Origin of the sequence: Paenibacillus sp. V4I9, from assembly GCF_030817295.1 — a bacterium.
Lineage (GTDB): Bacteria > Bacillota > Bacilli > Paenibacillales > NBRC-103111 > Paenibacillus_E.
The window spans coordinates 4116678-4143314 of record NZ_JAUSZE010000001.1; the positions used below are offsets into that span (position 1 = coordinate 4116678).

The 26637-nt window shown below is 37.8% G+C and carries 27 protein-coding genes; 5 read left to right on the plus strand and 22 right to left on the minus strand.

The features are described 5' to 3' along the window. Positions 1-682 precede the first annotated feature (682 nt). On the minus strand, positions 683-1297 hold the full coding sequence (locus QFZ81_RS19460; protein ID WP_307604235.1) for a DUF3221 domain-containing protein: 615 nt from the start codon (positions 1295-1297) through the stop codon (positions 683-685). 327 nt (positions 1298-1624) lie between these two features. On the opposite strand from QFZ81_RS19460, the gene QFZ81_RS19465 reads away from it, so the two are divergent. Then, on the plus strand, positions 1625-2140 hold the full coding sequence (locus QFZ81_RS19465; protein ID WP_307604237.1) for a cell wall hydrolase: 516 nt from the start codon (positions 1625-1627) through the stop codon (positions 2138-2140). Positions 2141-2400: 260 nt separating this feature from the next. On the opposite strand, the gene QFZ81_RS19470 is transcribed toward QFZ81_RS19465, so the two are convergent. Next, complete coding sequence (locus tag QFZ81_RS19470) at positions 2401-3513, minus strand: stalk domain-containing protein (protein WP_307604239.1); 1113 nt, start codon at positions 3511-3513, stop codon at positions 2401-2403. An 876-nt stretch (positions 3514-4389) separates the two neighbouring features. Here QFZ81_RS19470 and QFZ81_RS19475 point away from each other — a divergent pair. Beyond that, positions 4390-4818, plus strand: coding sequence for a DUF7674 family protein (locus tag QFZ81_RS19475; RefSeq protein WP_307604240.1), 429 nt, complete (start codon positions 4390-4392; stop codon positions 4816-4818). 502 nt (positions 4819-5320) lie between these two features. Here the strand turns inward: QFZ81_RS19475 and QFZ81_RS19480 are convergent. From QFZ81_RS19480 to QFZ81_RS19515, 8 genes are all read right to left on the minus strand, one after another. Beyond that, entirely contained in the window at positions 5321-5635 is a 315-nt protein-coding gene (locus QFZ81_RS19480) for a GNAT family N-acetyltransferase (RefSeq protein ID WP_307604242.1), read from the minus strand. Between the two features lie 366 nt (positions 5636-6001). Continuing rightward, positions 6002-6748 (minus strand): hypothetical protein, encoded by a 747-nt coding sequence (locus QFZ81_RS19485; protein WP_307604244.1) that lies wholly within the window; start codon positions 6746-6748, stop codon positions 6002-6004. Positions 6749-6795: 47 nt separating this feature from the next. Beyond that, on the minus strand, positions 6796-8373 hold the full coding sequence (locus QFZ81_RS19490; RefSeq protein ID WP_307604246.1) for a hypothetical protein: 1578 nt from the start codon (positions 8371-8373) through the stop codon (positions 6796-6798). Between the two features lie 212 nt (positions 8374-8585). Further along, positions 8586-8942, minus strand: a complete 357-nt coding sequence (locus QFZ81_RS19495; RefSeq protein WP_307447342.1) for a DUF3221 domain-containing protein — start codon at positions 8940-8942, stop codon at positions 8586-8588. Between the two features lie 250 nt (positions 8943-9192). Further along, entirely contained in the window at positions 9193-9588 is a 396-nt protein-coding gene (locus tag QFZ81_RS19500) for a hypothetical protein (protein WP_307604248.1), read from the minus strand. An 806-nt stretch (positions 9589-10394) separates the two neighbouring features. Then, positions 10395-10853, minus strand: coding sequence for a hypothetical protein (locus QFZ81_RS19505; protein ID WP_307604250.1), 459 nt, complete (start codon positions 10851-10853; stop codon positions 10395-10397). A 562-nt stretch (positions 10854-11415) separates the two neighbouring features. Then, positions 11416-11904, minus strand: a complete 489-nt coding sequence (locus tag QFZ81_RS19510) for a hypothetical protein (RefSeq protein WP_307604252.1) — start codon at positions 11902-11904, stop codon at positions 11416-11418. 319 nt (positions 11905-12223) lie between these two features. Further along, positions 12224-12841 (minus strand): hypothetical protein, encoded by a 618-nt coding sequence (locus QFZ81_RS19515; protein ID WP_307604254.1) that lies wholly within the window; start codon positions 12839-12841, stop codon positions 12224-12226. A gap of 675 nt (positions 12842-13516) precedes the next feature. Here QFZ81_RS19515 and QFZ81_RS19520 point away from each other — a divergent pair. Next, complete coding sequence (locus QFZ81_RS19520; RefSeq protein ID WP_307604256.1) at positions 13517-14044, plus strand: NUDIX domain-containing protein; 528 nt, start codon at positions 13517-13519, stop codon at positions 14042-14044. 19 nt (positions 14045-14063) lie between these two features. Further along, positions 14064-14633: a histidine phosphatase family protein gene (locus tag QFZ81_RS19525; RefSeq protein ID WP_307604258.1), complete on the plus strand. Its 570-nt coding sequence runs from the start codon at positions 14064-14066 to the stop codon at positions 14631-14633. A gap of 261 nt (positions 14634-14894) precedes the next feature. On the opposite strand, the gene QFZ81_RS19530 is transcribed toward QFZ81_RS19525, so the two are convergent. From QFZ81_RS19530 to QFZ81_RS19575, 10 genes are all read right to left on the minus strand, one after another. Continuing rightward, positions 14895-15290, minus strand: a complete 396-nt coding sequence (locus QFZ81_RS19530; protein WP_307604169.1) for a hypothetical protein — start codon at positions 15288-15290, stop codon at positions 14895-14897. A 301-nt stretch (positions 15291-15591) separates the two neighbouring features. Further along, positions 15592-17709: a S9 family peptidase gene (locus tag QFZ81_RS19535; RefSeq protein WP_307604260.1), complete on the minus strand. Its 2118-nt coding sequence runs from the start codon at positions 17707-17709 to the stop codon at positions 15592-15594. A gap of 225 nt (positions 17710-17934) precedes the next feature. Further along, the gene (locus QFZ81_RS19540; RefSeq protein ID WP_307604262.1) at positions 17935-18642 is read right to left on the minus strand and encodes an RDD family protein; all 708 of its coding nucleotides are present in this window, start codon (positions 18640-18642) and stop codon (positions 17935-17937) included. 249 nt (positions 18643-18891) lie between these two features. Next, positions 18892-19413, minus strand: coding sequence for a hypothetical protein (locus QFZ81_RS19545; protein WP_307604263.1), 522 nt, complete (start codon positions 19411-19413; stop codon positions 18892-18894). A 68-nt stretch (positions 19414-19481) separates the two neighbouring features. Then, positions 19482-20189, minus strand: coding sequence for a hypothetical protein (locus QFZ81_RS19550; RefSeq protein WP_307604265.1), 708 nt, complete (start codon positions 20187-20189; stop codon positions 19482-19484). Positions 20190-20384: 195 nt separating this feature from the next. After that, complete coding sequence (locus QFZ81_RS19555; protein ID WP_307604267.1) at positions 20385-20672, minus strand: hypothetical protein; 288 nt, start codon at positions 20670-20672, stop codon at positions 20385-20387. A gap of 131 nt (positions 20673-20803) precedes the next feature. Beyond that, entirely contained in the window at positions 20804-21124 is a 321-nt protein-coding gene (locus QFZ81_RS19560; RefSeq protein WP_307604269.1) for a hypothetical protein, read from the minus strand. Positions 21125-21601: 477 nt separating this feature from the next. Continuing rightward, complete coding sequence (locus QFZ81_RS19565) at positions 21602-22081, minus strand: hypothetical protein (RefSeq protein ID WP_307604270.1); 480 nt, start codon at positions 22079-22081, stop codon at positions 21602-21604. A 223-nt stretch (positions 22082-22304) separates the two neighbouring features. Beyond that, positions 22305-23021 carry a hypothetical protein gene (locus QFZ81_RS19570; RefSeq protein WP_307604272.1) on the minus strand — a complete coding sequence of 239 codons (717 nt, stop codon included), beginning with the start codon at positions 23019-23021 and terminating at the stop codon, positions 22305-22307. A gap of 139 nt (positions 23022-23160) precedes the next feature. Continuing rightward, on the minus strand, positions 23161-23721 hold the full coding sequence (locus QFZ81_RS19575) for a hypothetical protein (RefSeq protein ID WP_307604274.1): 561 nt from the start codon (positions 23719-23721) through the stop codon (positions 23161-23163). A 236-nt stretch (positions 23722-23957) separates the two neighbouring features. Here QFZ81_RS19575 and QFZ81_RS19580 point away from each other — a divergent pair, with 236 nt between their 5' ends. Continuing rightward, positions 23958-24356: a hypothetical protein gene (locus tag QFZ81_RS19580; RefSeq protein WP_307448734.1), complete on the plus strand. Its 399-nt coding sequence runs from the start codon at positions 23958-23960 to the stop codon at positions 24354-24356. A gap of 143 nt (positions 24357-24499) precedes the next feature. On the opposite strand, the gene QFZ81_RS19585 is transcribed toward QFZ81_RS19580, so the two are convergent. Continuing rightward, on the minus strand, positions 24500-25048 hold the full coding sequence (locus tag QFZ81_RS19585) for a hypothetical protein (protein ID WP_307604276.1): 549 nt from the start codon (positions 25046-25048) through the stop codon (positions 24500-24502). 75 nt (positions 25049-25123) lie between these two features. Continuing rightward, entirely contained in the window at positions 25124-26497 is a 1374-nt protein-coding gene (gene ltrA / locus QFZ81_RS19590) for a group II intron reverse transcriptase/maturase (RefSeq protein ID WP_307604131.1), read from the minus strand. Between the last annotated feature and the right edge of the window lie 140 nt (positions 26498-26637).

The following is a 26637-nucleotide window of genomic DNA, read 5'->3' on the forward strand; positions in this document are numbered from 1 at the left end:
AGCGTAATACTTTATTTTTTTTAGTCCCAAAAATTAAAGATGACATCTCCGACGGTTTTAGGTTTCCAAAGAAAAATTCGGCTTAATTCCGCTTCATTTAGGCTATTTTCGTTTAACAAGGTCAGAGTTCTTTCATCTAGTGCTAATTGTTGATTTAATGCGATAACAGACAGTACCCTGAATCCGTCATTTAAAACACATACAACATTAGAAAGTGAATGATCGATAAATTCAATTTCGAAGTATTTTACTGAAGAAGCGAACGCTACGAAGGGATATGAACAGTTTAACAAAATGATAATGCTTTCGTTATGTATACCAAGTTCTGTTTTATAGTTTGTGTTGCATGTGGTTCTTCAAAGGACAGGATCTTCCCGTTAGAATAGTTTGCCAATGAGTAACAGAGTCTTTTGAATTGTAAAGAATCGATCTCTGGCAAATCATCGACAAGAAATCCAGAGATACCGTTTAGAAGTAACACTGCGATCACCTACCTCTTTATCCGTCTTCTTCCCGTTACAGCACTGACAATTTAATTTTAACACAAATTGGAAGCATCCTTCCCGTTACTTCAATGAAAAAAGAGGAGCCGTCTCACGGCATGCTCCTCCACTATCGTTCTGCGTTAGTTGAATCTTGGATGAATTTAATACGCACAACACCTTATAAAAAATAATCTTAATTAGGAGATAACGACCTGCGTCACGAACTTCTCAAAACCTATTAAGTCATACCCGGCGAACCAAATCTTAACTTGGTTCCCCACCTTGATGCTAGTGAAATTCGAACGAGCTCCCTTTTTCCATACTTGTGTGAATTTAAGCAGTCGATATTTTACCCCATCCACGTTTACGTACCAAATCTCGTTAACACCCTCGCCGGTTCTCTCTACACCTGTGACTCTCCCTCTAATATCACCTTTACCAGGATCAATGGCAGTAATCTCAAATCGAATACCAAAAGCTTTTCCAGGGTAAGTAAATAACATATTACCATCGCTCCACACCTTAACAGTTGATCCAATTTTTACGTTTTCGGCTTTAAACGCTTTCCCTTTATACTCTATATCTGCATTCTCCAACATGCTATACCAAGCGGCTTCTGGCGTTTTCTTATCTTGATCTAGGAATTTGTCAGATGAAACAATTAGAAACCTTTCTTCGTTGTTGTCGATAGCGGTGATTTTTCCAATCATATTGGGTGGAGTCGTATTTTTTGAAATATCCGCATTCTCATCACAACTAGTAGTTATTGATACCAGAATTAATGGAAATATCCATTCTATTAGTTTTTTCATATTGTTCCCCTCTAAACTGACCGTTACAGTGCTCTAGGCGATTCCACTTTAGCATGTATTCACTCTGATTGAATACATGAATCATTTTCCACTAAACTACCCGTTAACGTAATGAAGGGCTACCAATGGCGGCCCTTTCGGTGTTTAACTATAGTTCTCCGTTAGTGAAACGATCTGGCTGTTATTCTTTGATTTCTTCTTTTTCTTTTATTCTTTGTGATTCACGTCTTTAGTTATAGGTTTCATCATCGTGAAACTGTGTTTTTCTCCAACTTTTTGGTAATAATGGTTATGATTCGTGAAAAACACTATTTAGGATGTGAATGCATGATGCTAAAGCTTCTGGTACCCCTTCTAATAGCAGGAACACTAACTCTTGTTGGTTTTAGTTACAATCAAAATGAACAATCGCAAATCCAATCTAATCTGGAAACAGCACAATCAACTTCTCCCCAGGAGAGTAACAACCCTAACCAATTGCTCTCCCATATGGATCTTAATTTATTGGAGTCATTTGTTAATGCTGAGGGGGAAAATGAATCACAGATTACAAAATCGGCAATAGCGGCTGTAGTTATGAATCGTTTAAAGAACAATAACTTCCCAAAAAGTGTTAGCGGAATCATTTTTCAGCCTGGGCATTTCACATCTGTAGGTAATGGGAATATTTGGAAAATATCGTCTGATGATTCAGCTAAGCATGCAGTACAAAATGCAATTAACGGATTTGACCCAACAGAAGGCTGTTTGTATTATTACAATCCTGAAGTATCAACTATACCTGCAACATACACACCAGTAAAACAAATTGGAAAGTATATATTCTGTAATTTTAACAACTAGCCCAATAGGGCTTTTTCTTTTGATGTCTAATGATTTCAATATTACTTACGTTTCAGTTAGAATCTCCAAAAGACCGACCAACCAATTGCATTATCCTGCCCGATAGCTTAATGAGGCTGCCACTCGTTTTCGCAGCGGCAGCCTCATTTTGTAGTTTATTGAAGTAACGTTTTCCGTTAGCGTAACAACTGCACAAACGTGAGTGTTTCGTACAAGTATTTATTTCCTTATTAAGCCATGTAGAAAACTGTTCCTTTATTTCATGACTGACTCAAGAGGATAACCGTATGCTTGGCTTCGTTCCAATTTACTTGTAAGCCCAATGCCTCTGCGATAAATCGTACCGGTACAAATGTAACATTGTCTACGATAACAGGAGAGGCCTCCAGTTCGAAGGGGGAACCGTCAATCTCGGCTTGAGTCTGATTGATAGACATCCGAATTATACGGCTACCTTGTGTAATACTGACTTCCCTGTTAATCCCGTCCCAATCTACTTTAGACTTAAGCTGCTCGGAAACGATTCTTACAGGTACTAACACAATCCCATTTCGAACAAAAGGAGCATAGCTTCCCTCAGCTGGAACCCACTTATGATCTATTTCGAGACGCGTATTGGAACTATGCATCACCGCAACATCGACCTGATTTCCTGCCAACTCCTGCCATAGGAGAAGTTCTGTATCATATTGCTCGGGACTGATCATAACGTAATGTAGTGACCTGATATCTTTTAAGACTTCATAGTTGATTACTTGCACGCCGTTCAAATAGACTGCTTGTAGAATAGGAATTTGTTTGAGAAAAGTAAGGTCAACAACCGGATTCATTTTCAAAGAGACGATATATAATTTCGGAGAATTAAGAAGTGGCTTAAAATCGAAAATTCGATTGTTGTCGAGAGTGACAGAACGTAAGTCCCGGAGCTTGGAAAGAGACTCGATGCTCTCGATTTCATTTCCTGATAAATCTAGCCACTGTAAATTGTCCAGTTGCGATAAAGGCGATATATCTCGAATATCGCTATTGGTGATAAACAAATTTTTAAGCCCATTTAAGTTTGCGATTGGGGTTAAGTCTTGGACAGATGTGTATTGCAATGACAATGATTCAAGATTAGGCAATTTCTCCACGCCTGCTATAGTTCTAATCTGTTTCCCCTCAAGTCGAAGTTTCTTTACAGCCGCGAGGTTTTGCTCGGTCAAAACTGAGTTTACCGGAATTCTTAACTCTTGTTTAACTGCACTTTGGATCTCTTGATTCTCTATGAGGCCAGGCTCGATAACGGTTGCTGCGTGCAATCTCCAGTTGGTGGTCAATAGAGTGACAAAAGCAGCAGCACAAATGAATATTACGATAGCAGATTTGTTCAAAACGGTTTACTCCCTTGTCTTATCTATAATAAACAATAAGATTGTTAGTTATTGGATACGATGAAATATTTCGGTGATAACATAAAATTACCTTCGATAACTCGACATTATGATTATTTTACACATCAGACAGATGTGTAAAGCAAAACTTTATTAAGAAATGCAAGCTCTGTTTTCTGTTAGTTAGTAATGTGTATATTATGTGCAAAAAACGGAACACATTTTGCCGTGTTTTCATACAAACATTAGCCTAGTACTCCTTTTTAAATAGAGATATCCTAATTCAAAAGTCATGGAATATTAAGATCTTCTGCGCGTTAGCACGATGACGGCTACCCTGCGGTAGACGCTTTGTGTTGAGCTATCGTTCTGCGTTAGCTTAATGACCTGACTTCCATTTATGCTACGGTTCACCGTAATATATCCGATTGTTTCGTAGTTCAGCTGTCTGATTTCATATTTCAAATGGTGGTAAATCAATTTTGAAATATTTCAGAAATGCTAGGCGAAATTTATGACACATGCATATATATTTAATTCGTTTCTCTCCCTAAAAGTATACTTTTTGACAAAGATAAAGATAGTAGGAGAACGGCGATAGGAGTGCGGGAATGCCTTTGGGTGGGATGCAAACATGCCTTAGAAGGCTGTCTAGGAGTTCTGATGTTGATATTTAGTTATAGGTGGGGGGTGGTTTACATCGAAATGAAGTTGTTTGAATAGCGAAAGAGGTATAGCACTTCCACCGCTCGACTATGAGTGAAATTTGGAGCGAAACGACATTATATTAATCCCAATATATGGTACAATAATGGAGGTGATATTAGCGTTAAATCCAACCGCTGATAACAAAATGATGAAAGAAGGTGAGTTTTTTTGAAACTGCATTATGAAAATATTGTCCAAGAGATGCTCAAAGTAATACCTCAACTACAACAAACTTATAGTAATGAACTTGATGAATTGTGGAAGGAAGAAGGGGAAATTCCTCCTCACGTAGCTTTTGGTAATATATTAAACCCATTTTTAATTAATCTTTTAGTTGATGGAAAAAGCGAAAAAGATACACAATTCATATTGAACGTATTTGGATTCATTGAAGAAATGGCTAGTTGTGATGATATAGAAGTGAGGAATGTAGTATCAACAACAATAATGGCACGAATTGGTGATGATTTTACCATTCTGAAACAAGCGTTGAAATACATGGGTAAAGAAACAAAAAGGCTTGCCCTTGAAATTGAAAGGTTTTATGGAAGAAAGGACAACGTTGAACTGATTAAACAAAACATGGATTCCGCATAAGTAGGTGACATTTACAAATGCCAAAGATGCTGTGTACTTGCGGTAATGTACTGAGGTACGGTGATATTCCTTGCAAGATCGAGTACAAATTCATCTCTGACGTTGATTATGATAAGTATGACGCACAGATAGATAGCGAAGAACTGTACACGAAGATGCAAAGTTTTTTCAAATGTCCTGACTGCCAAAGACTATGGATATTCTGGGATGGATTCGATAATGAACCACAGGAGTATTTACATGCAACTAAATAAAAAGAAGTTCTATACAAAGAAACCACTCCATTGTCAGGAGTGGCTTTGTCTTTATATACTGATGTATATTTTGTGGTCAAACTGTACTTTGTGCTTAGATACATTACGGTGACCCGTATCACAAAAGGAGCGATGATAAATAGTCGTTCCACCACGTTCTACTGCCCGTTAGCGGAGTGAAGGGCTACCTAAACGCGGCAGCCCTTCAGATGTTTAACTATCGTATCCGTAAGTTGAACAAGATACGCCTAAATATAAATGGAGTATGTCGGTTCACCGTATGTAAGAATATTCTCATCGGTAAATCCAAGCCTCGTGTAGAATTTTTTGCCTGCATCGTTTTCAGGATGTACAGTCAAGCGAATGCGATGGCAAAAAAGATGGGTGTCTTTGATGTGCTTAATCAACACGTCTATCGCAGCAGACCCTAATCCCCTTCTTTGAAACCTTTTATCAATAAAAAAATGAAAAAGCCAATAGTCTTCTTTGCTATCAGGTGTATAGTGCAGATTGAAGAAACCCACCATGATATTCTGCTGGTATACCCCATAAGGATCGACCATCTTGCCGTCTGGTCTGATGTACGCCTTGGCAAGAGCAATTGCAACAGGAGGTGTGACAGCGGCTACAAACTTTTGCTGCTCAACATTTACAGAAAGTCCAATTGCTTCTCGCTAGTTTTCAGAAGTTATTTTTTTCAGAGTTACTTGAGACATGAGTGGTACCCTCCATTTCTTACATTAGGAATTATACTTTCATCTTTACACGAATCATTCTTTTAATATAATACATTAAACTCTTATTATTTTTTTCCTTCTTCTTAAACAAACCTGCCAGTTACTTTAATGAACAAAAAAAAGGAGCTGCCATTATCAAGCTCCTCCACTATCGTTCGCCGTTAGCTCAGGAATAGGATTTCTCCGCAGTAGTTATATATCGTTAGGCTTCACTTGGTTTGTACTTTTCAGAATCATTGACTTTTCCTTTGGATCATATCTGAAGTGATAGACGTTAATGAAATCCTGTCCCGCCCCATAACCGCCAGTCACGATAAATTCTCCGTTGGCAACTTTGAATGGATGGTGCGGCAATTGGCTTATAGAAGCCCAATTCACTCCAGGTTTTATCTCAAGCGATATCGGAAAAGCCTTCCCATTACTAACTCCGAAAAGGTAAGTTTCGAGACCATGACAATCGGTGTAACGAGGAACATAAGCAAATATATCCATATCTTCAAGGGTAAATGGCTGCATGATGACTGGTGAATCATTTTGTTGTACAATTTCGAAGTCAATTGGGAATGTACTAATTTGGGTTGCAATTCCCTCAGATTTGGATTCCCATACCACCTCATAGTCTCCTAACCAACGTAGATCAGTCTGCACCCCATAACAGCTAGGTGCCCCCAAAGGGGCTACGCTCGCTTTGTTTGTAGGTTTGACGAGTAGTCGCCCCTCCGAATGCGTACCTATTGCTCTAATTGAGTCATCTTCTTTCGCTAAGTTTGCCTCTGTAGCTGGCGGAGACGATACTGGCGTTGAGCTGGGAGGAGACTCAGATGCTTCAGGTATTGGGGGAATGGACGATACAGACGTATATACACCATTTCCCCTGTCCCCACATCCTATGAGCATAAGGACGAGCAATAATATCCCCAGCGGGATAACGTTTTTCATTCTGATAGTCTCCTTTAGCTGCTGGACGCATTCAAACTATTTTTGCTTTACTTCATTTCCAATTTTTGATAAGTTAAATTGCCAGTATCAAAAACCCAACTTTTTAAAAATAATCTGATGTCCGATATAGTCTTTTTATCTTCTAGCGTTCTTATCTTTTTAGTTAATGGCGAGAAAACATAAATTTTCGTCATAGCATGGCGATGATCTACCACATTCCATACATGTTCTCCGCTAGTGAACTGACCGAGATAGATCGCCCGATCTTCTGAACGCCAAAAAGTACTATTGTTAGTATCCACAAAAAAAGGAATTTCTGGAGCGGTGCAGCAAGAATAAGTTCTTACTCTGGATTTGGTTGATGATGTTAGATCCTCCAGCTTAGTAGGGCTCAGTGTCTTCTGAACTCCCGTTAAAAGGTTCATTAATTTATAGTTAACCTTCGTTTTTTGGTCATCTTCTGGCCGGCTTCGATCGATTTCATAATATTGAATAACTGCTGCTTGTTGTTCAGAAATCCAGCCTACTAGCTCGAGATGAACCTTAGGGTCATTTGTTTCAACCTGCTGAACTATTTTCCCGGTCCGATCATTTATGGTTAGGCTTTGCGGTGTTAAAATGCCGTTTTCTCCGCCAGATAAAAGATTTTCTGGTTTATCATCGTTTGCAAAATGACGAACTGTATAGCGACTATCGGGACTCCAGTATAAACCAAGCTCAATTCTACCCAACGAATTCGGGGCATAGATCAATTGGCCTTGAAGGTTGTATAGTTTTCCGTGATACCAGAATAAATTGCCGTCCGGTGATGGGAACAATGCAAATTGAGGCCATGTATTTTTGAACTTCTCTTCCAGTTTAATTACATTATGATTTAATAGTTCGAACACCCATGTAGTTCCTTCCTTGAAGCTGTTTATGACAAGCTTTTCTTTTTTATCGTTTAACCAGCCCGGCATATAAAAGTCGGGAGACACATTGTCCGGCTGATTATTAAAAAGCACTTCCATTTCCCCGCTATATACATTCATTTTTTCAATATTGTAGGTTGTTGGTGTATCCTGATCTCCATGAATCGCGGCATAAATAATATGTTCTTGATCTATAAAGCCGAGAACTTGGGTTATAGAATCTGTAGAATATGAATCCGTTGTATATCCATTCATTAAGGTGTAGATTTGAACTTCTTTCGTTTCTGGTTTAATAAGTACTAGGTCTTTACGAAACCATGCGTCATTCGCTGTACTCTGATCCATCCTTCTGACAACATGTAAAACAGCATCACCTCGTGGCGTAGGTAATGTTTGCATCACATAAAATCCAAATGTTTCGTCGTGATCAATACGAAATCCTTCCTTTGTGCTAGCCAAAGTTATTTCAAGGTTTTTTGAAGCTAACGAAGATACCTTTTGTTCATTTTTAACGGGAGGTTCAGAAGTATTAGATATGCTAGTAGGCGTAGATGGGCTCATTACCTCAGATGAGGAACCGGGAGTAGGAGTGGTCATTCCATTTGGTGTATAAGTTGCTGATGGTGCTGTGCTCGGAGTATTTTTGCATCCTGTGACAAACAGTACTCCGGATATACTCGATATGAGGACTAAAATTAACCAGATCCGTGACACCCAGAACACATCCTTTTCTACTGTGTACTTAAGAAAGAACAAATTTGATTCCTTATTATTCCAATTATACTTCTTAGACGTTTTAATGGTTGTCTTTGTTTCGAAAATATCCACTAACGTTGATTTGTCGCATTAAAATACCTCCTGTAGTGCCCGTTAGCTTAACGACGATACGATTATTATTATTATGGTTCTCGTTCATAATAACCTAATCAATCCTTTTGTCTTTCTATTTCACTAGCTACAATTTGAGGGGGATCGGATTGCATTACAATATATTCGCCTTTGTCATTTGTTTTAGGAGTTACATTAACTTTTTCACCTACCCTAAGCTCGTTGTAGAGTTGGGAATCTTCTACAATATAATAGACTAATTCGATATTACTCTTTTTGAAGGTAGCAAAGGTCTTACTTTCTGCATCCTTCTTAGAAATTTGCTTCGCCACTAAGATTCTTTGCTCTTCCTTTGCAATAATGTAATTCCCCTTTTCAGCTTCAGACGAAGCACTACAACCACTAAATACACATACGGCAAGTGTTAAGGCTACGCCTAAAACTAACTTTTTCAATATTTCACTCCTTCTAGTAAAAAAAAGTCTTTATCCTACCCACTTTATTAGACGGATCTCTGGTAATAATTTGTTGCGTTAAACTGGACGTTACCTGTACAGGCTGCCAATAATGCTGGCAGCCTGTTGTCATGGTGCTATCGTTATCCGTTAGTTCAATCATCCTCAACAAAAGGATGACATTTCTATTCCTGCACTTTAACAATATTTCATGCGCCGGTAACGTCGTGCAGAAGCACTTTCTTTTATGTTACTTAATATGCCATATTTCAAAAAGAATTTCTCCAGTTTTCATTTGACCATTTTCGAACCACTTTATTTTAAGTGTTGCTTGTTTATCGTTATCAGGTATCCATTGACCACTATCTCTTATCATTCCATTAGGCTCCATTACTTTTGCCTTAGAATAGAATGATCCTAAATATACTTCAACATTCTCTAATGTAATTTCACTCATATTTATTATACTTAAATCATATGTCCATTTTTTTACTGATGCATTAAAAACTGGGGTAAATGATATTTTGAAATTAGCTAAATTGGTCTTAGAGACCTCATTTAACTCTATACTTTTTGGTTCATTTTTTTCAGAGCAACTAGTAATAATACTCATGCAAAGTATCAACCACATAAGAACTTTCTTCATTTATTACACCTCCTAATATTTTGAAGCACTCGTTATTTGCCAAAACTAGAAGGTTCATTTTATTTACACAAAAAAGGAAGGACCCTATTCAGCTCGTTGTCCTAACTTCCTCCGAGTACATGGGGTCTAACCATAATTGATACTTAGTACGAGCCATTCTACATTATGCCTCTCACGAAGAAAGCACCTTGAGTGTTTTTTGCGAAAACTACACTATTTATTTTACCATAAATCGGAAATTATTTATTAAGCAAATCTGCCCGTTTAGCGTGGGAAAAGGCCGCCAGTTCAATCCCGCGGCGGCCTCATTATGTTTGCGCTGAACTATCGTTATCCGTTAGCTTAATGATTCAAAGCAAAAACAAAAAGCAAAAGAACGAAAAAGATGATAGGCGCTCCAGTAGCGTCTTTTTCGCACATTTTCTGCTATCCTGCCCTTTAGCCATCCATGCATCTTTTGCAATGCACCACAGAACATGAAAGTTAACCCGTTCTTTCATGGCAGTTGAATCGAATCCATGTTTTATCTAAAATGTCGGATGTGGAGTAGGGTCAACTATAGGGTTATTAAGAAGATAAACAGTTATTCCACCAACAAAAACAGCAAGAAGAGAATCATGAAAAGCTTATCAATATAGTCTTCATAAGATTCAACTTAGTTTGGATTATAGATTATGCTTTATTTGCTACGATACGAAGCATCCTAGACGCTCTGATGAGCATAAGAAAAGCACCATCGTGTGGATTATTCTTGTAACGCATTATCTAATTTATTTCTAATGATTAACACGTGTCTGTCCGCTTTCTCAAATTGATTTCATCCAATCAAATAATTGTTTAGAATATAATGTCTTTGTTTCTTCGCCCTGCTTGTATGTGATGTAATCGTCAATTCGCTTACAAGTGTATTCTGTTGAATCAACATTTCTCCTTACTTCACACTTTTGGGCATATGAAATATAGATATTCTCGCCATTTTTAAAATCAATTCGCAAAAAGTCTGGATAGCCATACACAACTGTATCGTTCTCTATGTTATTTTCTGTGGCAATATTTATCCAATTAACTACATTGGTTATTTTGTTCTTTTCCCAAAACCTCTTAGCCTTATATGTTTTTGTGTATTTTCCATGTAAACCCTTGCTAATTTGAATTGAAACAACATCAGCAGTATTCAATCTTTGAGGACTTTCGATGTTTGCAGATATAACCGAATTAGGCAAATTAAACATTAAAACAACAATCACTAAGCAATGTAATTTCATATAATCCCACCTATAACGCTTTGTATGTATTATTCCATTTGTGAAGAAAAAGGAAATAGAACTGACTGGTCTAGTATATGGAGATATAAAAAGAATGATACCATTCACCACCATTTTGTTGTTTAAGTGTCAGGAGAAGGTGAAAACATCAGAGATAGTATTAATGTAACTCGCAGGCATGATGAAAACCATCCTCAATAATCTGACGATGGTTGTTTGTCAATTGAACTTCTCTTTTATTGAACTATCGTTCCTCGTTAGCATAGTTACAAACGCTTATTTCTCTTTTCATCTAGATAAATATCTAGTGCCGCAATTCCTCGAATAGCCAGTTTGATGAATAAATAAAGACTATATATTCCAAGTAAACTGAATAACCCATAAAAAATTAACAAGACCGTAGGTAACATAGCGAACATTGAAGATTCATTAAAAGGCACCACTAAAACACCTTCCTCCTTTTATTGTATATTTATGTATATGATACCACCTTTTATTTTACATCGAAAACATCCGTTTCTTTTTCTAACTATCCTGCCCGTTAGTTCAGTAAGAAAAAGCTCTATTTTGTTGTGTTAGTATGTTCCAGGGTTTTGTATTCACTATTAGTTAGGTTGTATTCTCTTAATTCATGACCATGACCATAATCTATATAAACACATACATTATTATCGTTGATTATTTCTTGATATTCAGAAAATGGTACATTGATAAGTTGAAATTTATCATTATCACCTTCCTGGTAATTGAAAAGATTTTTCCTTATGTAGATTTGTTTTTTATCTCTATTTACAGCAAATTTGGTTATGTTTTTCCCTACACTGTTAGCGATGAAAAGAGTTTTGTCTTTATCTATTGAAATACCAATACTCTGATAAACTCCATCTTTTTCTAAAGACACTCTATTCGTTCTTTCGTCTAATACAACATCAAATTCATTTTGCATTACACTTGGTAGTTCATCAATAATAGGAAATTTATCTTTAATGAATACAAAATAAATAATTAATATTAAGGCACTTAGAAGGATTACTTTTTTCATTTTTTTCAAAATGCTCCCCCTTTTTTTAAGAAACACATGATTTTAGAACTTATCTTAGAGGCAGTTCATTGAACTATCGTTTCCGTTAGCTTAATGACCTGACTTCCATTTATGCTACGGTTCACCGTAATGTATCTAAACACAAAGTACAGTTTGACCATAAAATATACATTAGTATATAAAGACAAATATATAAAGACAAAGCCACTCCTAAACAATGGAGTGGTTTCTTTGGATAGAACTTCTCTTTTATTGAACAACGCTTCTCGTTAGCTTAGCGCCGTGATTGAATATCTGTATCAGTTTCAGTAGGAAAACAAATCCCTTGTTAAAATGCTGTTGGTCCACTATTTCCTGTTGGAGCATCTACTTTCGTTATATTGACAAGTTTCTTATCGAACTTAGCATAGATAGCTTGAACTTGCTCATCAGTAAAAGCACCTTTTATTTCAATACGTTGCTTATCAAGATAATAACCACCTTGGTAGTACATTATTTTTGGCATTGTTGAGAAGATAAATTCTGTTAACTCATTACTCATTGCGTACATTTCTAAAGTTGTTTGAGTGATTTTGGACTTAACAAACTTAACCTTTGAACCAAGCTTCTCTTCCAACTCTTTACGAATAGCCTTCATTTCTTTCGCATCTTCTTTGACTACCACAACTACTACTTGAAGATTGTCATTGTCCCAGTACCAATCTAGTTGTTCCTTATATTTTAATCGTTCTGCATCTGTAATAGTCTCAGTAATTTGATCTTCGTTATGAAAATACTTCATAACAGTACCTTCAACAACTGGTCCTGCTTCTCTTTGAAAAGCAAGTACCTGATCGTACTCGGCTTCTGTATCCATCTTATTCTCATTTGCACTCTGTGCGCTAGCCACTGCTATTGCAGATGCTACTAATACTACCGATAAAACTCCTATCATTCGAATTTTCATTTTCATATTCCCCTTTTTTCTAGATGCTTTATATAGACGTTCTGTTTGTAGAGAATGTTTCGTTCACATTTATGGAAATTGGAGGGGTATCTCCTTTGTTTGTTAAGCTATACTGCCTGTTAGCCAATAATACCATATGCTGGAACAAACGTCTTTAACGTATCGCTTCAAATTTCACTCATAGTCGAGCGGTGGATGTGCTATGACCCTTTCACCATTCAAACAACTTCATTTTGATGAAAACTAGCCCCCCTACCTCTAACTACAACATCAGAACTCCTAGACAGCCTTCAAAGGCATGTTTGAACCCCAAGCAAAGGCTTTCCCACATCACTATCAAATCCGTTCAGAAGTCCACACAGCCGTTCTCCTACTATCATTTCCTATGTCAAAAAGTATACTTTTTGACACGTTGAGTTGTGTGGACTTCTAGCAACACTTGAAGGATTTCAGCCGAAGCATCATCGGAGCATCCAAACGTACCTTAGAAGTCCAAATAGGGGGTCTGATGGTGCTAGTGGAGGTGGGGGGGTGGTTTACATCTTTTTGCATATTTGTTGTTCTTAGAATGGGCATAGCACTTCTAGCGACCGACCCAAGTAGAATTTGAAACGAAGTAATAACTGCACTCCTAAAATATGGTACAATTTGTAGAAAGCTATGGAGGGGGATTATATGATTACGTTGCGACAAATGGCAGTAGCGTTTCTATTTCATGAAAATCAAATGTTGTTTATGCAAAAAGCAAATAATAATAGTTTCGTTTCAGGTATGGTTATTCCTATTGGGGGTCACCTAGAGCAACATGAAATCAGTATGCCAAAAGAAGCATGTTTAAGAGAGATCGTAGAAGAAACTGGTCTAACAAATGATGATTTGTCTGACCTAAACTTGAAATACATAGTCCTGCGGATAAAAGATAACGAAATTCGAATCCAATACGTTTATTTCGGAGATGTGAAACACACTAATGTAGTCGATAGTGAAGAAGGAAGGCTCTTTTGGGTAAATTGTGAAGAAACTGGTACGTTGAATGTTACAGCAACAACTAAGTATATTTTGGAGCATTATTCAAACACCTCAAAAGGCAGTTCGGATGTTTTTATTGGTACAATGAAATCTAACGATAGTCAACCTGAAATAACTTGGGCTTTATTAGAAGATTGGGAATTGACTTCATCAAGTTTAATAATGCACAAATAGTAGAAGAAGGCGGTGTACTATGAAAACTTTAATATATATGGTAAGACACGCTGAATCCCCTTTCAAATTCGGAGAAGAAAGAACTAGAGGGTTATCAGAAAAAGGAATGCATGATTCAATGAAAGTTGCTAACATATTAACTGACAAAGATATTGATGCTATTTATTCCAGCACATATACAAGAGCCGTTCAAACTGTTCAAGAACTTGCTATCCGAAAAGGAATAGTCATTGAACAGTATGATGAATTAAGGGAAAGACCGATAAAAGGGCTAGATTACAAACTGCCAGAACACGAAATACTACAAGCTATTGAAATGTCTTTTCAAGATAAGGAATTTTGTTTAGACGGAGGGGAATCAACAGAACAGGCTCAAAAAAGAGCAATTCCATTAATAAAGAAATTATTAAGGGACTTAGAAGGGAAAAATATTATTGTTGGAACACATGGAAATATTATGACCATAATAATGAATTACTTTGATGAACAATATGGATTTAGCTTTTGGGAAAGTACGTCAAAGCCAGATATATATGAATTAGAATTTGAGAAGGAAAGATTAACAAACGTTAAAAGATTGTGGAGTTGATGATATAGAAGTTCACTCCAAAGAAGCCACTCCATTGTCAGGAGTGGCTTTGTCTTTATATACTGATGTATATTTTGTGGTCGAACCGCACTTTGTGCTTAGATACATTACGGGGACCCGTATCACAAATAGGGAGCAATAATTAATAGCCGTTCCACCACCACGCTCTTCTGCCCGTTAGCGGAGCGAAAGGCTACCACGCAGCTGCCATTTCGAAGTTGAACTATAGTTCTTTGTTAGTAGAACAAAAAAAATAATAATCTACGGTAATTTAGTGAAAAAAATGCATTTTTTGTAAATATTTTTTGAGAGTTCAATGGCTAATTGCTCTTGCTGATTTACACCTCTAATTGCAAATAAATTGCCTCCACCATTCCCAATTATCGTAGGTCCTTCAGATGTATTTCTACCGACTTCACCATTATTGGTTGGGTACGGACTAACTTGTTTATTCACTACCCCTATTTTCTTATCAATCTGATCTATTGGTATTGACTCATCAGCCAACTCGTAAATATTGTCATTCCACGCCAAACTTAAGCGTACTGATTTACCATACTCCAATTCATTTATACGGTTCTCGGCTTTTGGGGCTGAAGAACAACCTGAAAGGATTATTATTAAAGTTACAACAATGAAGAAAAACTTCCTAATCATGTTCTCACCTCTAAAGAAATAGACGTTACTTTACAAACAAAAGTTACAATTTAATTCTTAAGTCTTATTGCATTAATCTGCCCGTTACTTCAATAGACAACGGCAGCCGATCGGGTGACCAGCTGCCGCTATATGAGTATTCAACAAACGTTCTTCGTTAGCTCAACAAGCTTTTAACCCACTCCGGTATTTGTTGCCTTACCTTTGTGAGATAAAACATATTGGATTCTTATTTCGGTATCCTTTATCCTTAATATAATGTATTTCAACTCCAAACAGATTCATTTGTCACTGCGAACTATTATCCTAGGATATATTTATTGAACCACTGTAGTACACGAGACAAGTAATCCCTCATATTTTCTTCTTTCCAAGTCCCTTGCCAATGGTCTTCCCCCTGATACAAAACCAATTCCGCTGTTTTACCTAACTGTTTTAATGCTGAAAACATTGGACCTGCTTGAGCGAAACACAGTGGGTCGCTTGTTCCTTGAAAAATGACTACCGGAGTCTCAATACGGTCAAATTCAAAGATAGGAGAATTACGAATATACCGGTCCTGATTTTCCCAAATGGTACATTGCAGCTTACTTTCCATCCTATCATGAAATCTACCGAGGGCTTGCGGATTGAAATGCGTGGCAAAACTAATTAGGTTGCTATACCCGGCAGAAATTACCGCTGCACGAAACTGCTTTAAACGGGTAATCCCCACAAGACTCATATACCCTCCTTCTGAATGTCCAATGATTCCAATTCTTTTTGAATCAATTTCGGGCTGAGTCAATAATGCTTTACTTGCAGCATCTAATCCCTGGGTAATGGATTCTGCTGGTTCATCACCAGTTATAGGTAAATCGGGTAAAAATACAGCATATCCTTTTGTTGTAAATAAATGATGATTATCTACTGCACTTCCAAAAAAGTTACATCCAAAACTTCTCATGTTTTGAGATTGCAATCCCTCATAGACTCTAATAATAACTGGTGCAGGGTTTATATGATTAGGAGGTAACATAAGAACTCCGCTCAAAGTTTGTTCAGCAATTTTCCACTTTATTAATCTTGTTGTACCTAGATTGTCCTTTGGAAAATCAGGAGTGAAGTCGTAAATCTTGATGGTGTGTTTTGTTCCTACATCTACTGAATATAACGCTGGAGGTTCATTCGTCGATTCTGAAAGATAGAAAATTTTATTAACGTTTCTTGATTTTGAAAATGTAGCAGCTCCCCAAAACCACTCGGAGTGTTTACGTGGTTCTTCACATAATAGTTCTATTTTACCACTGGTTACAAAAACTCTATAAAAACCGCTTAACATCTCATTTGGTTCGCGTGTTTGAACCACCACCGATTGCCCATCATCTATCCGCTGAGATAAAGGTAGTATTGCAATAACTTCGCGATTCCAATTTGGAACAACTTCAACGATATCCCTAAATTTATGAATATACCGCCATAACCGTCCTGTTGACACTAAAAGAACATCCCCTCCTTCTAATGCCAATGGTGGCTCGAATGGCGAATGGTATGAAACAGATTCATTGGTGGATAAAGGATATGTAGAACGTTGCCCTGTGATATCTGCCACCCATAATATTCCGTCGTCCGAATATAAAAGAGTGTCATTATCAAGCCAAGAATAGGATGGTCCATCCATTCTAATTTCTTTAGCAATACATTTTGGCTCGAAATATCCCGTTGGTAATACAGGAGTAACCCAAAGTTCAAAAATATAATTCGGACTTACGTTTGTAAACGCTAAATGAGAGCCATCGGGAGAAAGGTACATGCCAAGAATATTAAATCCTTTTGCAAGTTGAAATGATTCCCCTGTTACAGAATCAATCCGAACGATGTCTGCCCGGTAACGATTTACCCAAGATACAGTGGTAATGGCACTTTCTGTTTTATCCACAGAACTATATGCTGTAACAGGCTCTTTTATTTCAGATGTATTCTCTGGAAATACTTCGAAAATCGAGTCATCCACTTCTTCATCAGGCATTACCTTAACGATTAAATATAGACCATCAGGAGTCCAAATCGGGGATTCATTCCCGAAAAATGGTCGAATTACCTCTTTAGATATACGAAAAGGTTCCCTATCCGGATACCATACCCACAGTCCAGCCTCGCCGTCAGCATCGCAATAAAAGGCTAATGTATTTTTGTTGGGAGACCAAACTCCGGACCAACTGCTTGTTGTTTGTGGAAGAATAGTATATTCTCGTTTATTTTGTAAATCATATACAAATTGTGCTTTTCCAGCGACTTCAGATGAGACCCCCTTTAATGATTTGCTGGGTGTTTTGCCTTCCATTGTTAGGGCTAACCATCGACCATCTGAAGATACTGAAAAAGGAAAAAGCAAAGCTGGTCTTCTTATCCTTAATATATCATCAATAGAAATTGCCATAGCAATATTCCTCCCATTAATGTTCTCTCTCTAATAATACGGTAAATAAAATGAGATAGTACCCTGACATTTACTCGAAGATTATTAATTATACATATTATGATAATAAAACTTTGCTATTGAAAGTTACCCTAAAACGCACAACCCCCGAAGTTATTGTGTTATCCTGCCCGTTAGCGCAACGAGACTGCCGGTACATTTCGGCAGCTACACTTTCTCTGGATGTTAACCAAAAAACGAATAGTACACAAGACCAGCAACTATAACATAATATATAGCTTCGAGCCAAATGGAAGTAGGCCGATGCGATATGATAATATTCATTTCACGGTCCCATGTAGTCTGTCGTAGTTTATTCTTCAATGTTTGATAGGCAGACGCGTGCGTAAATAGGTAGATTACTGGAATGCCAGCGGCCTCACCACGCCACCAGACAAGAAAGCTCCTCTTGCAAGCTTGACGTAAAGAAAGCCTAGCGCCATCTGGATTCCTCACCTTTACACCAAATAAAAATTTGCCAGGTGTTGTTCCCACTAGCGACAGAAGCAGAGATTCGAGAGGTATCCAGACCAGCAAAAGAATAGTTGTCATTACGTACTCCTCTGTCCCTGGTATTATAAATGGCCCATACATGATCCAATCTATAATTGGAGAAACAAAAGGCACGGACGATCGATCCAGTAATTGAATTAAATACACAAACAATAAAGAATCCAAATATCTAGCCCATAAACGGAGCCATGGTCTAACCTTCGTTTTTTCTTCATTCCATTCAAATTCCGTATATATTTCGGCCGCTAACCATTCCCCAAACTTATGTTTCCTTACAAGAGTACTTTTCGTAATGCGCCCTGCCCTTATTAGTTCCATCAATTCCTCCACAGTAAAAGGACCGTGGATTTCCTTTTTAATTTTATAGAACCATTCAATCAATTATATTTGCCTCGTTTCTCTACCGTGATTATTTAGCATATGCTTATATAGTGAAACACTATTTTTCTTGCATAACCACAGGTAAATAAATACTTTTCATCAGGTATTTTATTGAAGAAAACTGCCCGATATCTTAACGACAGAAGGAGCAGCTGCCGCGGTGGCAAACTGCTCCCTGATCGCTAAACTATCGTTCTTACGATAGTTTAGCGATTTGTACAATCTCCCGAATAGATTATAATAGTCAAACTATTCTTCTTTTATCCAGCCTTCATTAAGCCATTCGTACAGTCTTGGAGAGTTAACACGTGTTTTTATTAACTCATTGTAAATAAAGACTTCTCCTTCAGCAGCAGTGCATGTCTTTGTACCACTCCCATCTGGATTTGTTTTAGAAACACAATTGTATGCAAGCTCAATATATGTAGTCCTACCGTCATTTTTATTTATTTCTATAACCATCGGATAACCATGCTTCCCATATTGTGTTTCTGTTTGATCATTTACGGGCTTTGCAGAAGATAACCAGCCTATAATTTTTGTAATAATATCCTTACCCTTTGCATCGTTTTTTTGAAATAATGGAGAACCCTTTGCACCTGGTAAGCCGCCAACAACTTGTAACGATTCAACATTTTCAATAGTTATCAGTTCTGACACCGATTGAGCAGTCAGTTCCCGTGGGGTTTTCTCCTTGGAATTGTTATAACATCCAGTCAAAGCAATAAAGATTGTAAATAAGAGTAAGAGTGCTACAAATTTAATTTTCACACTTAGCCTCCATTGGTCTTATTCAAGTTTAGAAGAAAAGTTCACATTCGAAATATCGTTCTCCGTCATTAGTTGAATGCTTTCATTTGCTTTTTTAAGATATCAACTCCGACTATTTTCAAATCATCTGCATCTACTACTAAGAGAAGACTAGGACAGAATGATGCAAAGAAGCGAAGCAAGACTGACTTTTGTAATTCGTCCTCTAATACCCATCCAGTAGGTGATAAAGCTAGTCTTTCATTCGGTTGTTTATACCCATCTTCGATCCATTTCATCAGAGAATCTGTTCCAGTTAAGTTCATAGGTTCCAACTTATCAAATAATACATTAAAATACCTGCAAGTTCTTCTCATCTTATGAGGACCAAGCAAGTTCCTTTCACTACTTCGATAAAAGTCCATTATTAAAGGAGACAGTTCGCCGCTTTGCTCCATAGATCTAAATAACTCTACGGAGTCATTCTTCAACTGTTCCATCATTATGGTACTTATCCGATTATCAATTATAACAATTTTAACTTTCTCATAGTGAGGAACTAATTCCTTTAGAATCAAATTATGGATCTCTTCATTCTCAGACTCTAGTTGGACGGATGTATTCCCTGGCAATAGGACACTGGATGCATTAAGAAATTGAGCAAAGACAGTCATATTATAAACAGAATCTTTTGCTTCCAACTTTTCAATTTTAAAAGGTACATGGATTGGTATTGCGTTTTCATCGTCATTTCCGAATACATCTTCTTTGTGGATTTCTTTTATCCAGGAAAACATGTTACCCTCCTCTGTTAACTGAGAAGTCTGCCAGACCTAAGTTGTCTGCTGCCTCATTATTTTGTAATTGAACTATCGTTCCTCGTTAGCGCAGCAGGGATGCCGAGATTCTCGTCGCTGAAATGCTCCAATGTGTGGTGCACCATAAGACTCGATTTATATCCTCTTTGAGTTACTAAAAATCTTCTTTATTTATCACATAAGTTCACTCAATATTGTTGAGTAACTTGAAAATAAATCGATTTCTTTATCTAATGTACTTTTCATTTTGGTTCCACATTTCTCACTACATATTGCAAAAATCCCATCGATACCTTGTTGTTTAGCTTCTGACCCAATTGCTACAACAATAAATGGTACACTTGTATTTCTACTCGTTAAGTTTAATGAAATAATCTTTCCTTCATCTTCATTAATATCTATACCTTCTTTAAATTTAACATTTAGACCAAAACAAGGTTTGTCTTCTTTAATGTTTTTCATACACCAAGAGCATCTTAACGACATTACTTATTCTCCTCCCCACAGCGGCTAATCCGACTATAGTTATCCGTTTGTTCAATAATCTTTATTGCTCATACAAAGACATTTCATACGGCATATTTTTAGAAGGTTTAAGTTCCATTTTCATACCTACGATTATTTTTAGACAAATAGATTAATATATTTAGGATTGATAAAGCTACAATAGCTAAAAACATAAAAAATGAGATTTCATCTCCGCCCAAATTGTATTCATCTACAATGTAGCCACTTGCATAAATGGTTAATGCAGATACAGAACAACAGATGCTTGATATGAACAAAACTGAAAATAGATTTAATAATTTCTTCTTTTGGAAAACAACAATAACCATCACTACAAGTAATGCTAAAATAAATGTAACAAACACTGGTCTTAAAAATATAAACTCTGGAAATACATAACTTCCCACTGTTAATTACCTCACTTTGCAATAACGTAACTTCTTCATCTGCCACGAACCAATCCTTAAGTAGCGCTATCCGTTAGATTACTCGTTACACGGTGTTATCCAATTCTTATGAATCAACTTTCCATCCACTAAATCCTGAGAAGTATTAACATTAATCAGAATGCAGTGAATCTGCCCATTCATAAGCTTCCCGAGTAGAGTCAATTATTTTACTTGCTTCCTTGTAACTCTCATTAATCCATTCAATGTCCATTCGGAACCCTCCGCGACATTCGTGAGTTGATTCTAATATACCGCCTTGAACTATCGTTCTGCGTTAGCGTAATGATGCGATGCGGTTAGGTGGTACAAGGTCGTCTGCCTGACTCTTATTCACTGAAATGCCTCGGGCAGACCGAGGGCGCTAGCCCGAAGCGTGAATACTGTTATCAGATGCCAGCCGCCTCATGAATTTACATTCAAATCCCTTACGATTATTCATTCCATATGCCTTAAAGGAAATTGCTCATTCAATCCAGCTATAATTCTTCCTGTAAATTCTCTTTCCTCTTCATCTTTTAATTCCATTAGGACCCAGCTCGGAAGTACCTTCCCTTGATGGTTCAAATCAAAATCTCCGCCTGTTGGATCTTCAATCCGATTTAAGACTTCATTATACGCTTGACTAGCTATCTGATATGCAAAGTAGCCTATTTCCTTAGGTTTAATTCCAGCTTCTATCATCTTCTTTAATATCCGACTAAGTTTATTTTGGTGATTGGAACTTTCAATATTTTGAATCCATGTTTGATATTGTTGTGAATAAATATCTAATGAGCTTTGAAGTGGTCTTAAAAATCTATAAGCAGCTAACTGAGCACATTCATCATCACTAAATTCACTTTCTGTCCATCGTTCAGGTTCTTCACATCCTAGGCTTCTGAAGTCTTGTATAATCTCATCTTTTGATTTATTCATTAGTTTTTATCTCCTTAAATGATTTTCTATGTTCTTGGCTGGTTTCTGATAACGTGTTATTACGTACTTTGCAAATACACCACATTTGAAGAATTCGTGAAGTGATTAAACAATCCTGCCCGTTAACGGAACGAAGGACTGCCACGCGGCAGCCCTTTCGGTATGGAACTATCGTTACCCGTTAGCTTAGAGGTCAAAAATTATCCATTCAAAAACTCGTTCGTTATTTTGACTGCCCGACAGCCGTATCCATCTCAGGAAGATTTAACCAGACTGGCCCGAGCCACGATTCGGTGCGATACCAATCGCGCCACACCTCATTCACTTTTACTTTTTGGGGGCTCAACGCTGCACCTGTTTCCAAGCCAGAGGGGGAACGAAGCAACTTTGTCTCACTTTGGAGTTGAACCTCACGCCTTACCTCCTCCACACCGTACAACGATTCGTAGCGTGGAGCGATCCACCTATCGCCGTTCTGCGTTTCGATCAGATAACGGTCTCCCCATTTCGACTTGACTTTGACGGTTTGTGGGGCTAATTGAATCCAAGTCGGCTTAGTAAGGCCCGGATCGAAGTATATCGGCTCAACACCGAATAATTCAAGATTCGCTTGGGACGGAACTTGCTCTCCAAGCGCCGCATTGAATGGCATAATCCACGCCTTACCGACCCAAGTAGAGATCTGGTAGATAGGCACTAAATACCCTTCCCCATGCCCTACTCTTCTTTGGCTTGTATTAAGTATTGTAACCGTTTGGGGAGCCAGTATCCCGAGCGTAGTCCCGTTATCACTGAGCAGGGTTGTGTTTTCAAACAAGGTAATAGTGTTTTCTTTCGGCGTGTTCATCTCGGTTGACATGGCAAAGGCTGAGTACTTCTCCCAACCCAAAGTCCCTACGCATAAAGCCAGAGTTATTACAAGTACCAACTTCTTTTTCATGATCAGCTCACATCTCCCTTCACCTTGAAAGACTGTTCATTTTGCTTAATAACGCTAAACTGAATGAAGATTTGATAAGTCGCTCCTCCACTAAAGTATCCGTTAGTGGAATTGTATTATCCATTTGAATTTCTAATCTTTATTCATACCCCCCCTCTGCTTTTGGTAATTGTTTATATGCATCCTTACCCGCAACTATTTGTTGGATGAATGTCCGTAATTCCAATAGTTTCTTTGCATCACTCGTTACGTCACAATTTTTATCTGACCAAGTAATTGTTTTTATTTCTCCAGCCACACTAATTTTCCAACTTTCTTCATTATAGGGGATACTAGAACAATTCATGTTAGTTGGTACTAACTCTTTCATTCCAAAGACATTAATCTCTCTCATTTTTTCATAAATGCTGCGGATCTCTTCTGTGGTGAAAGTTATGTTTGCTTTTGCAGTTCCTTTCATTATCAAATCTTTTGTAACCGTATCTTGATAGGTATTAATTTCATTCTTAGTAACCTCACCATAGCCGAAACGAACCATGAAATCGAAATCGTTTGGCACTACTTTTGGCATTTGATTATTTTGCTCAACGACTTCCTTTTTCTGATTCTCTATACCAGAGCTTGCCTCCAAATCTGTTTCTGTACCACAACCAGTAGTATTAAATATTAATAAAAATAACAATGAGCATAATCGTTTCATTTCAAACACCCCTAATTATTTCCATGTAAAATTATAGACGAAAGTGAGTGGCATTTGTTGCGAAATCCTGACCGTTAGCGTGGAAACGGCAGCCGATCGATCATTGGCAGGCTGCCGCGGTCTCTCTATCAGCTATCGATCCCAGTTAACTTAATAATCGGCCACATTCTCCGAATAGTTTCCGTAAATTTTACAAATAATACCAAAAAACCTAATTTAGAGAGGATGATTAATTTTTGAGAAAATCATTATTGATGCTGGTTTTAGCCTTTCTATTCCTTAATTTAGCCCCTAATACTGCAGAAGGCAATCAGAGTAATCCACTCACTCCTGAAGAGAAGTCTTTCCTGTGGTATAAAGATTTTGTAAGCTCGTGTCTAGGACCGAACATTATGGAATCGATTAAAATGGAGTATAACATCTCTCAGGGGGGCTACGGCTATGAAAATAGATATGAGAAAAATAAAATAAGTTACGGGCTGCAAGAGGGATATGATGGATTTGTTATTGTTGTTTATGTAAGACCTAACGATGTTGATCACCTTGATCGATTAACTTTTTATGTAAAACCCCAACTAATCCAATATGGAAAAGGTATCAAATTATTAAAGTATGAAAGAGCAGTCGATTCGTAATAAATTAAATAAGTTCAATCGAGAGAGTAATATCTTTTATTGCTCGCTTTAACGAAACCAGGTAGCAACTGCCGTGTGGCGAATTGCTACCTGGTTATTGCGCTAACGTTTTCCGTTAGTTCAATAGAAGGTAGCCATTGTAGTTAATTATCACTTAGAAGATTACCGACCTTATCATAATATTTATAGTTAAATTCAAGGGTATCATCTTTAGGTAAATCAATCCAAGTAACAAGCTTTTGATTTACACTAAACTCTTGTACAATTACTTGTTTATTTACCTCTAATTCCATTTTTGCAATATTATTTTCCTGATTAGTCACAATCATAAATTTTGAATTGCGGGATTCATCATCCGATATGTGAATTAAAAATGTAGAAAATGATTGACCTGCGTGTTTTTCAATATTTCTCCATTCATAATTGCCTTTTTGGTTTTTAGTAAATTGAATACATGCTGGATTATTATTTGATAAGAAGCCAACTACTCTTGCATCATTAATATCTTTAATCTCCAAAATCTCAACTGATTCATCCTTATAGCCATCAATAGACTTAATCACTTTTTGTATGGATTCTTTATCATTTCCATATAACTTATTTGTACTTTTTGAAAAATAAATAACAAACATTGCAATTAAAATGACTGCGATTACAACATATACTATTTTGTTTTTCTTTGTTATATCCATATGCCGAATCCCCCCTTCTAAGATAACTTATAACATATATGTAGAGTAGGGGACTGGTTTCCCAGTCCTCCCTCATCAAACCGTACGAGCAGTTTTCCCGCATACGGCTTTCCGATGTTCTTCACCTAGCGCAGTATAGCTGCCCCAAGCACTGATTCGTTTCAGTCCCATACGACCGAATACCTCCGCGACCCTCCTCGGGTGCAGTTGGTTTCGCTTGTGTTTCTTGTTCCAGTACAGTGTCAGTCTCCGGATAATATGCCAGTCAACTTTTGACAGAAATTTGTTCGACATGCCAGGATCTACGCTGCCATAATAGTTCTTCCATCCCTGAATGATGGGATTGAGCTTGTCCATCATCTGCTTTGGTGACCAATAGAGTCGCGCACGTGGTGCAGTTATTTCCTTTATCTTGGCACGCATCTTCTTCATCGCCTTCTTGGATGGAATACTCCGTAGGTCATAAAATTTTCCCGACTTAAACAATTTCGGCATGCGGCGGTGATGGAATCCGAGAAAGTCGAATCCCTCTTTATCCAACCACAGGTTCACAAGCTTGGACTTGTCCGTGTTCATCGTCAATTCCAGTTTCCTGAAAACTGCCTTAAGCACCTGAATGGCTTCCATAGCGTGGGGTTTATTTTCACATAAAATAACTAAATCATCAGCATATCGCACCAATGTGCCAATATGAGAAAATTGCTTTTCCCATAGTGTATCGAGATAGTTCAGGTAGATGTTCGCGAGTAGCGGTGAGATGACTCCACCCTGAGGGCTTCCGATTTCCGTGTTATAAACCTGTCCATCTTTCATGACACCGGCTTTCAGCCACAATCGAATAAGTTTCAACACTCTTCGGTCACTCACACGTTGTTCTACGAGTTTGAGCAATTTGTCATGCGGGATATTGTTAAAGTACCCGGCGATGTCTATATCTACCACCCAGTACACTCTCCCGTAGTTCACCGTCTTGTGTATCCGCTCTATCGCCTGTTTCGCGCTTCGCTTCGGTCGAAACCCAAACGAACAATCTTTGAAATCCGCCTCGAATATTGCCTCAAGGACGATTTTCGTTGCCATTTGTACCAGTCTGTCCTGGATTACGGGTATTCCGAGCGGACGTGTTTTACCATCGCCCTTCGGTATATCCTTCCTCCGAACTGGTTTAGGGCGGTAGACGTTTTCCACCAATTGCCGATGCGTGTCCTTCACGAATTGCTTTTCTCCATACTCCTGTACAATGTGCTGAATAGTCACACCATCGATGCCGGCGCTACCTCGATTTGCTTTGACCCGTTTCCATGCTTCCCACATGACATCTATTCTGTACACTTTGTCGTACAGAGCATGAAACCTGCGCTTGTTACTTGCCTTAGCCGCAAGGTAGAGGGTCCTTTGAAGTTCTTGAACTTTTACTTTTGTGTAGTTAGCAGATTTCACTGCATTCACTCGCTCTTACCTCCATTGTTACCCGTAAACAAAGTAAGGGTGCTTTCCTCCCGCAGGTTATGTTGTCCTGCGTTCTCAGGTACTACCACCCTCTCCGACTCCCTTCTCGCCGCTTACCACTTCACCCTCCGGGCTTATAG

Coding starts and splice junctions, on each gene's coding strand:
- QFZ81_RS19460 (WP_307604235.1), bottom strand. CDS start 1,297: ATGAAAAAACTAATAGAATGGATATTTCCATTAATTCTGGTATCAATA.
- QFZ81_RS19465 (WP_307604237.1), top strand. CDS start 1,625: ATGATGCTAAAGCTTCTGGTACCCCTTCTAATAGCAGGAACACTAACT.
- QFZ81_RS19480 (WP_307604242.1), bottom strand. CDS start 5,635: ATGGTCGATCCTTATGGGGTATACCAGCAGAATATCATGGTGGGTTTC.
- QFZ81_RS19485 (WP_307604244.1), bottom strand. CDS start 6,748: ATGAAAAACGTTATCCCGCTGGGGATATTATTGCTCGTCCTTATGCTC.
- QFZ81_RS19500 (WP_307604248.1), bottom strand. CDS start 9,588: ATGAAGAAAGTTCTTATGTGGTTGATACTTTGCATGAGTATTATTACT.
- QFZ81_RS19505 (WP_307604250.1), bottom strand. CDS start 10,853: ATGAAATTACATTGCTTAGTGATTGTTGTTTTAATGTTTAATTTGCCT.
- QFZ81_RS19515 (WP_307604254.1), bottom strand. CDS start 12,841: ATGAAAATTCGAATGATAGGAGTTTTATCGGTAGTATTAGTAGCATCT.
- QFZ81_RS19520 (WP_307604256.1), top strand. CDS start 13,517: ATGATTACGTTGCGACAAATGGCAGTAGCGTTTCTATTTCATGAAAAT.
- QFZ81_RS19525 (WP_307604258.1), top strand. CDS start 14,064: ATGAAAACTTTAATATATATGGTAAGACACGCTGAATCCCCTTTCAAA.
- QFZ81_RS19530 (WP_307604169.1), bottom strand. CDS start 15,290: ATGATTAGGAAGTTTTTCTTCATTGTTGTAACTTTAATAATAATCCTT.
- QFZ81_RS19535 (WP_307604260.1), bottom strand. CDS start 17,709: ATGGCAATTTCTATTGATGATATATTAAGGATAAGAAGACCAGCTTTG.
- QFZ81_RS19550 (WP_307604265.1), bottom strand. CDS start 20,189: ATGTTTTCCTGGATAAAAGAAATCCACAAAGAAGATGTATTCGGAAAT.
- QFZ81_RS19555 (WP_307604267.1), bottom strand. CDS start 20,672: ATGAAAAACATTAAAGAAGACAAACCTTGTTTTGGTCTAAATGTTAAA.
- QFZ81_RS19565 (WP_307604270.1), bottom strand. CDS start 22,081: ATGAATAAATCAAAAGATGAGATTATACAAGACTTCAGAAGCCTAGGA.
- QFZ81_RS19570 (WP_307604272.1), bottom strand. CDS start 23,021: ATGAAAAAGAAGTTGGTACTTGTAATAACTCTGGCTTTATGCGTAGGG.
- QFZ81_RS19575 (WP_307604274.1), bottom strand. CDS start 23,721: ATGAAACGATTATGCTCATTGTTATTTTTATTAATATTTAATACTACT.
- QFZ81_RS19585 (WP_307604276.1), bottom strand. CDS start 25,048: ATGGATATAACAAAGAAAAACAAAATAGTATATGTTGTAATCGCAGTC.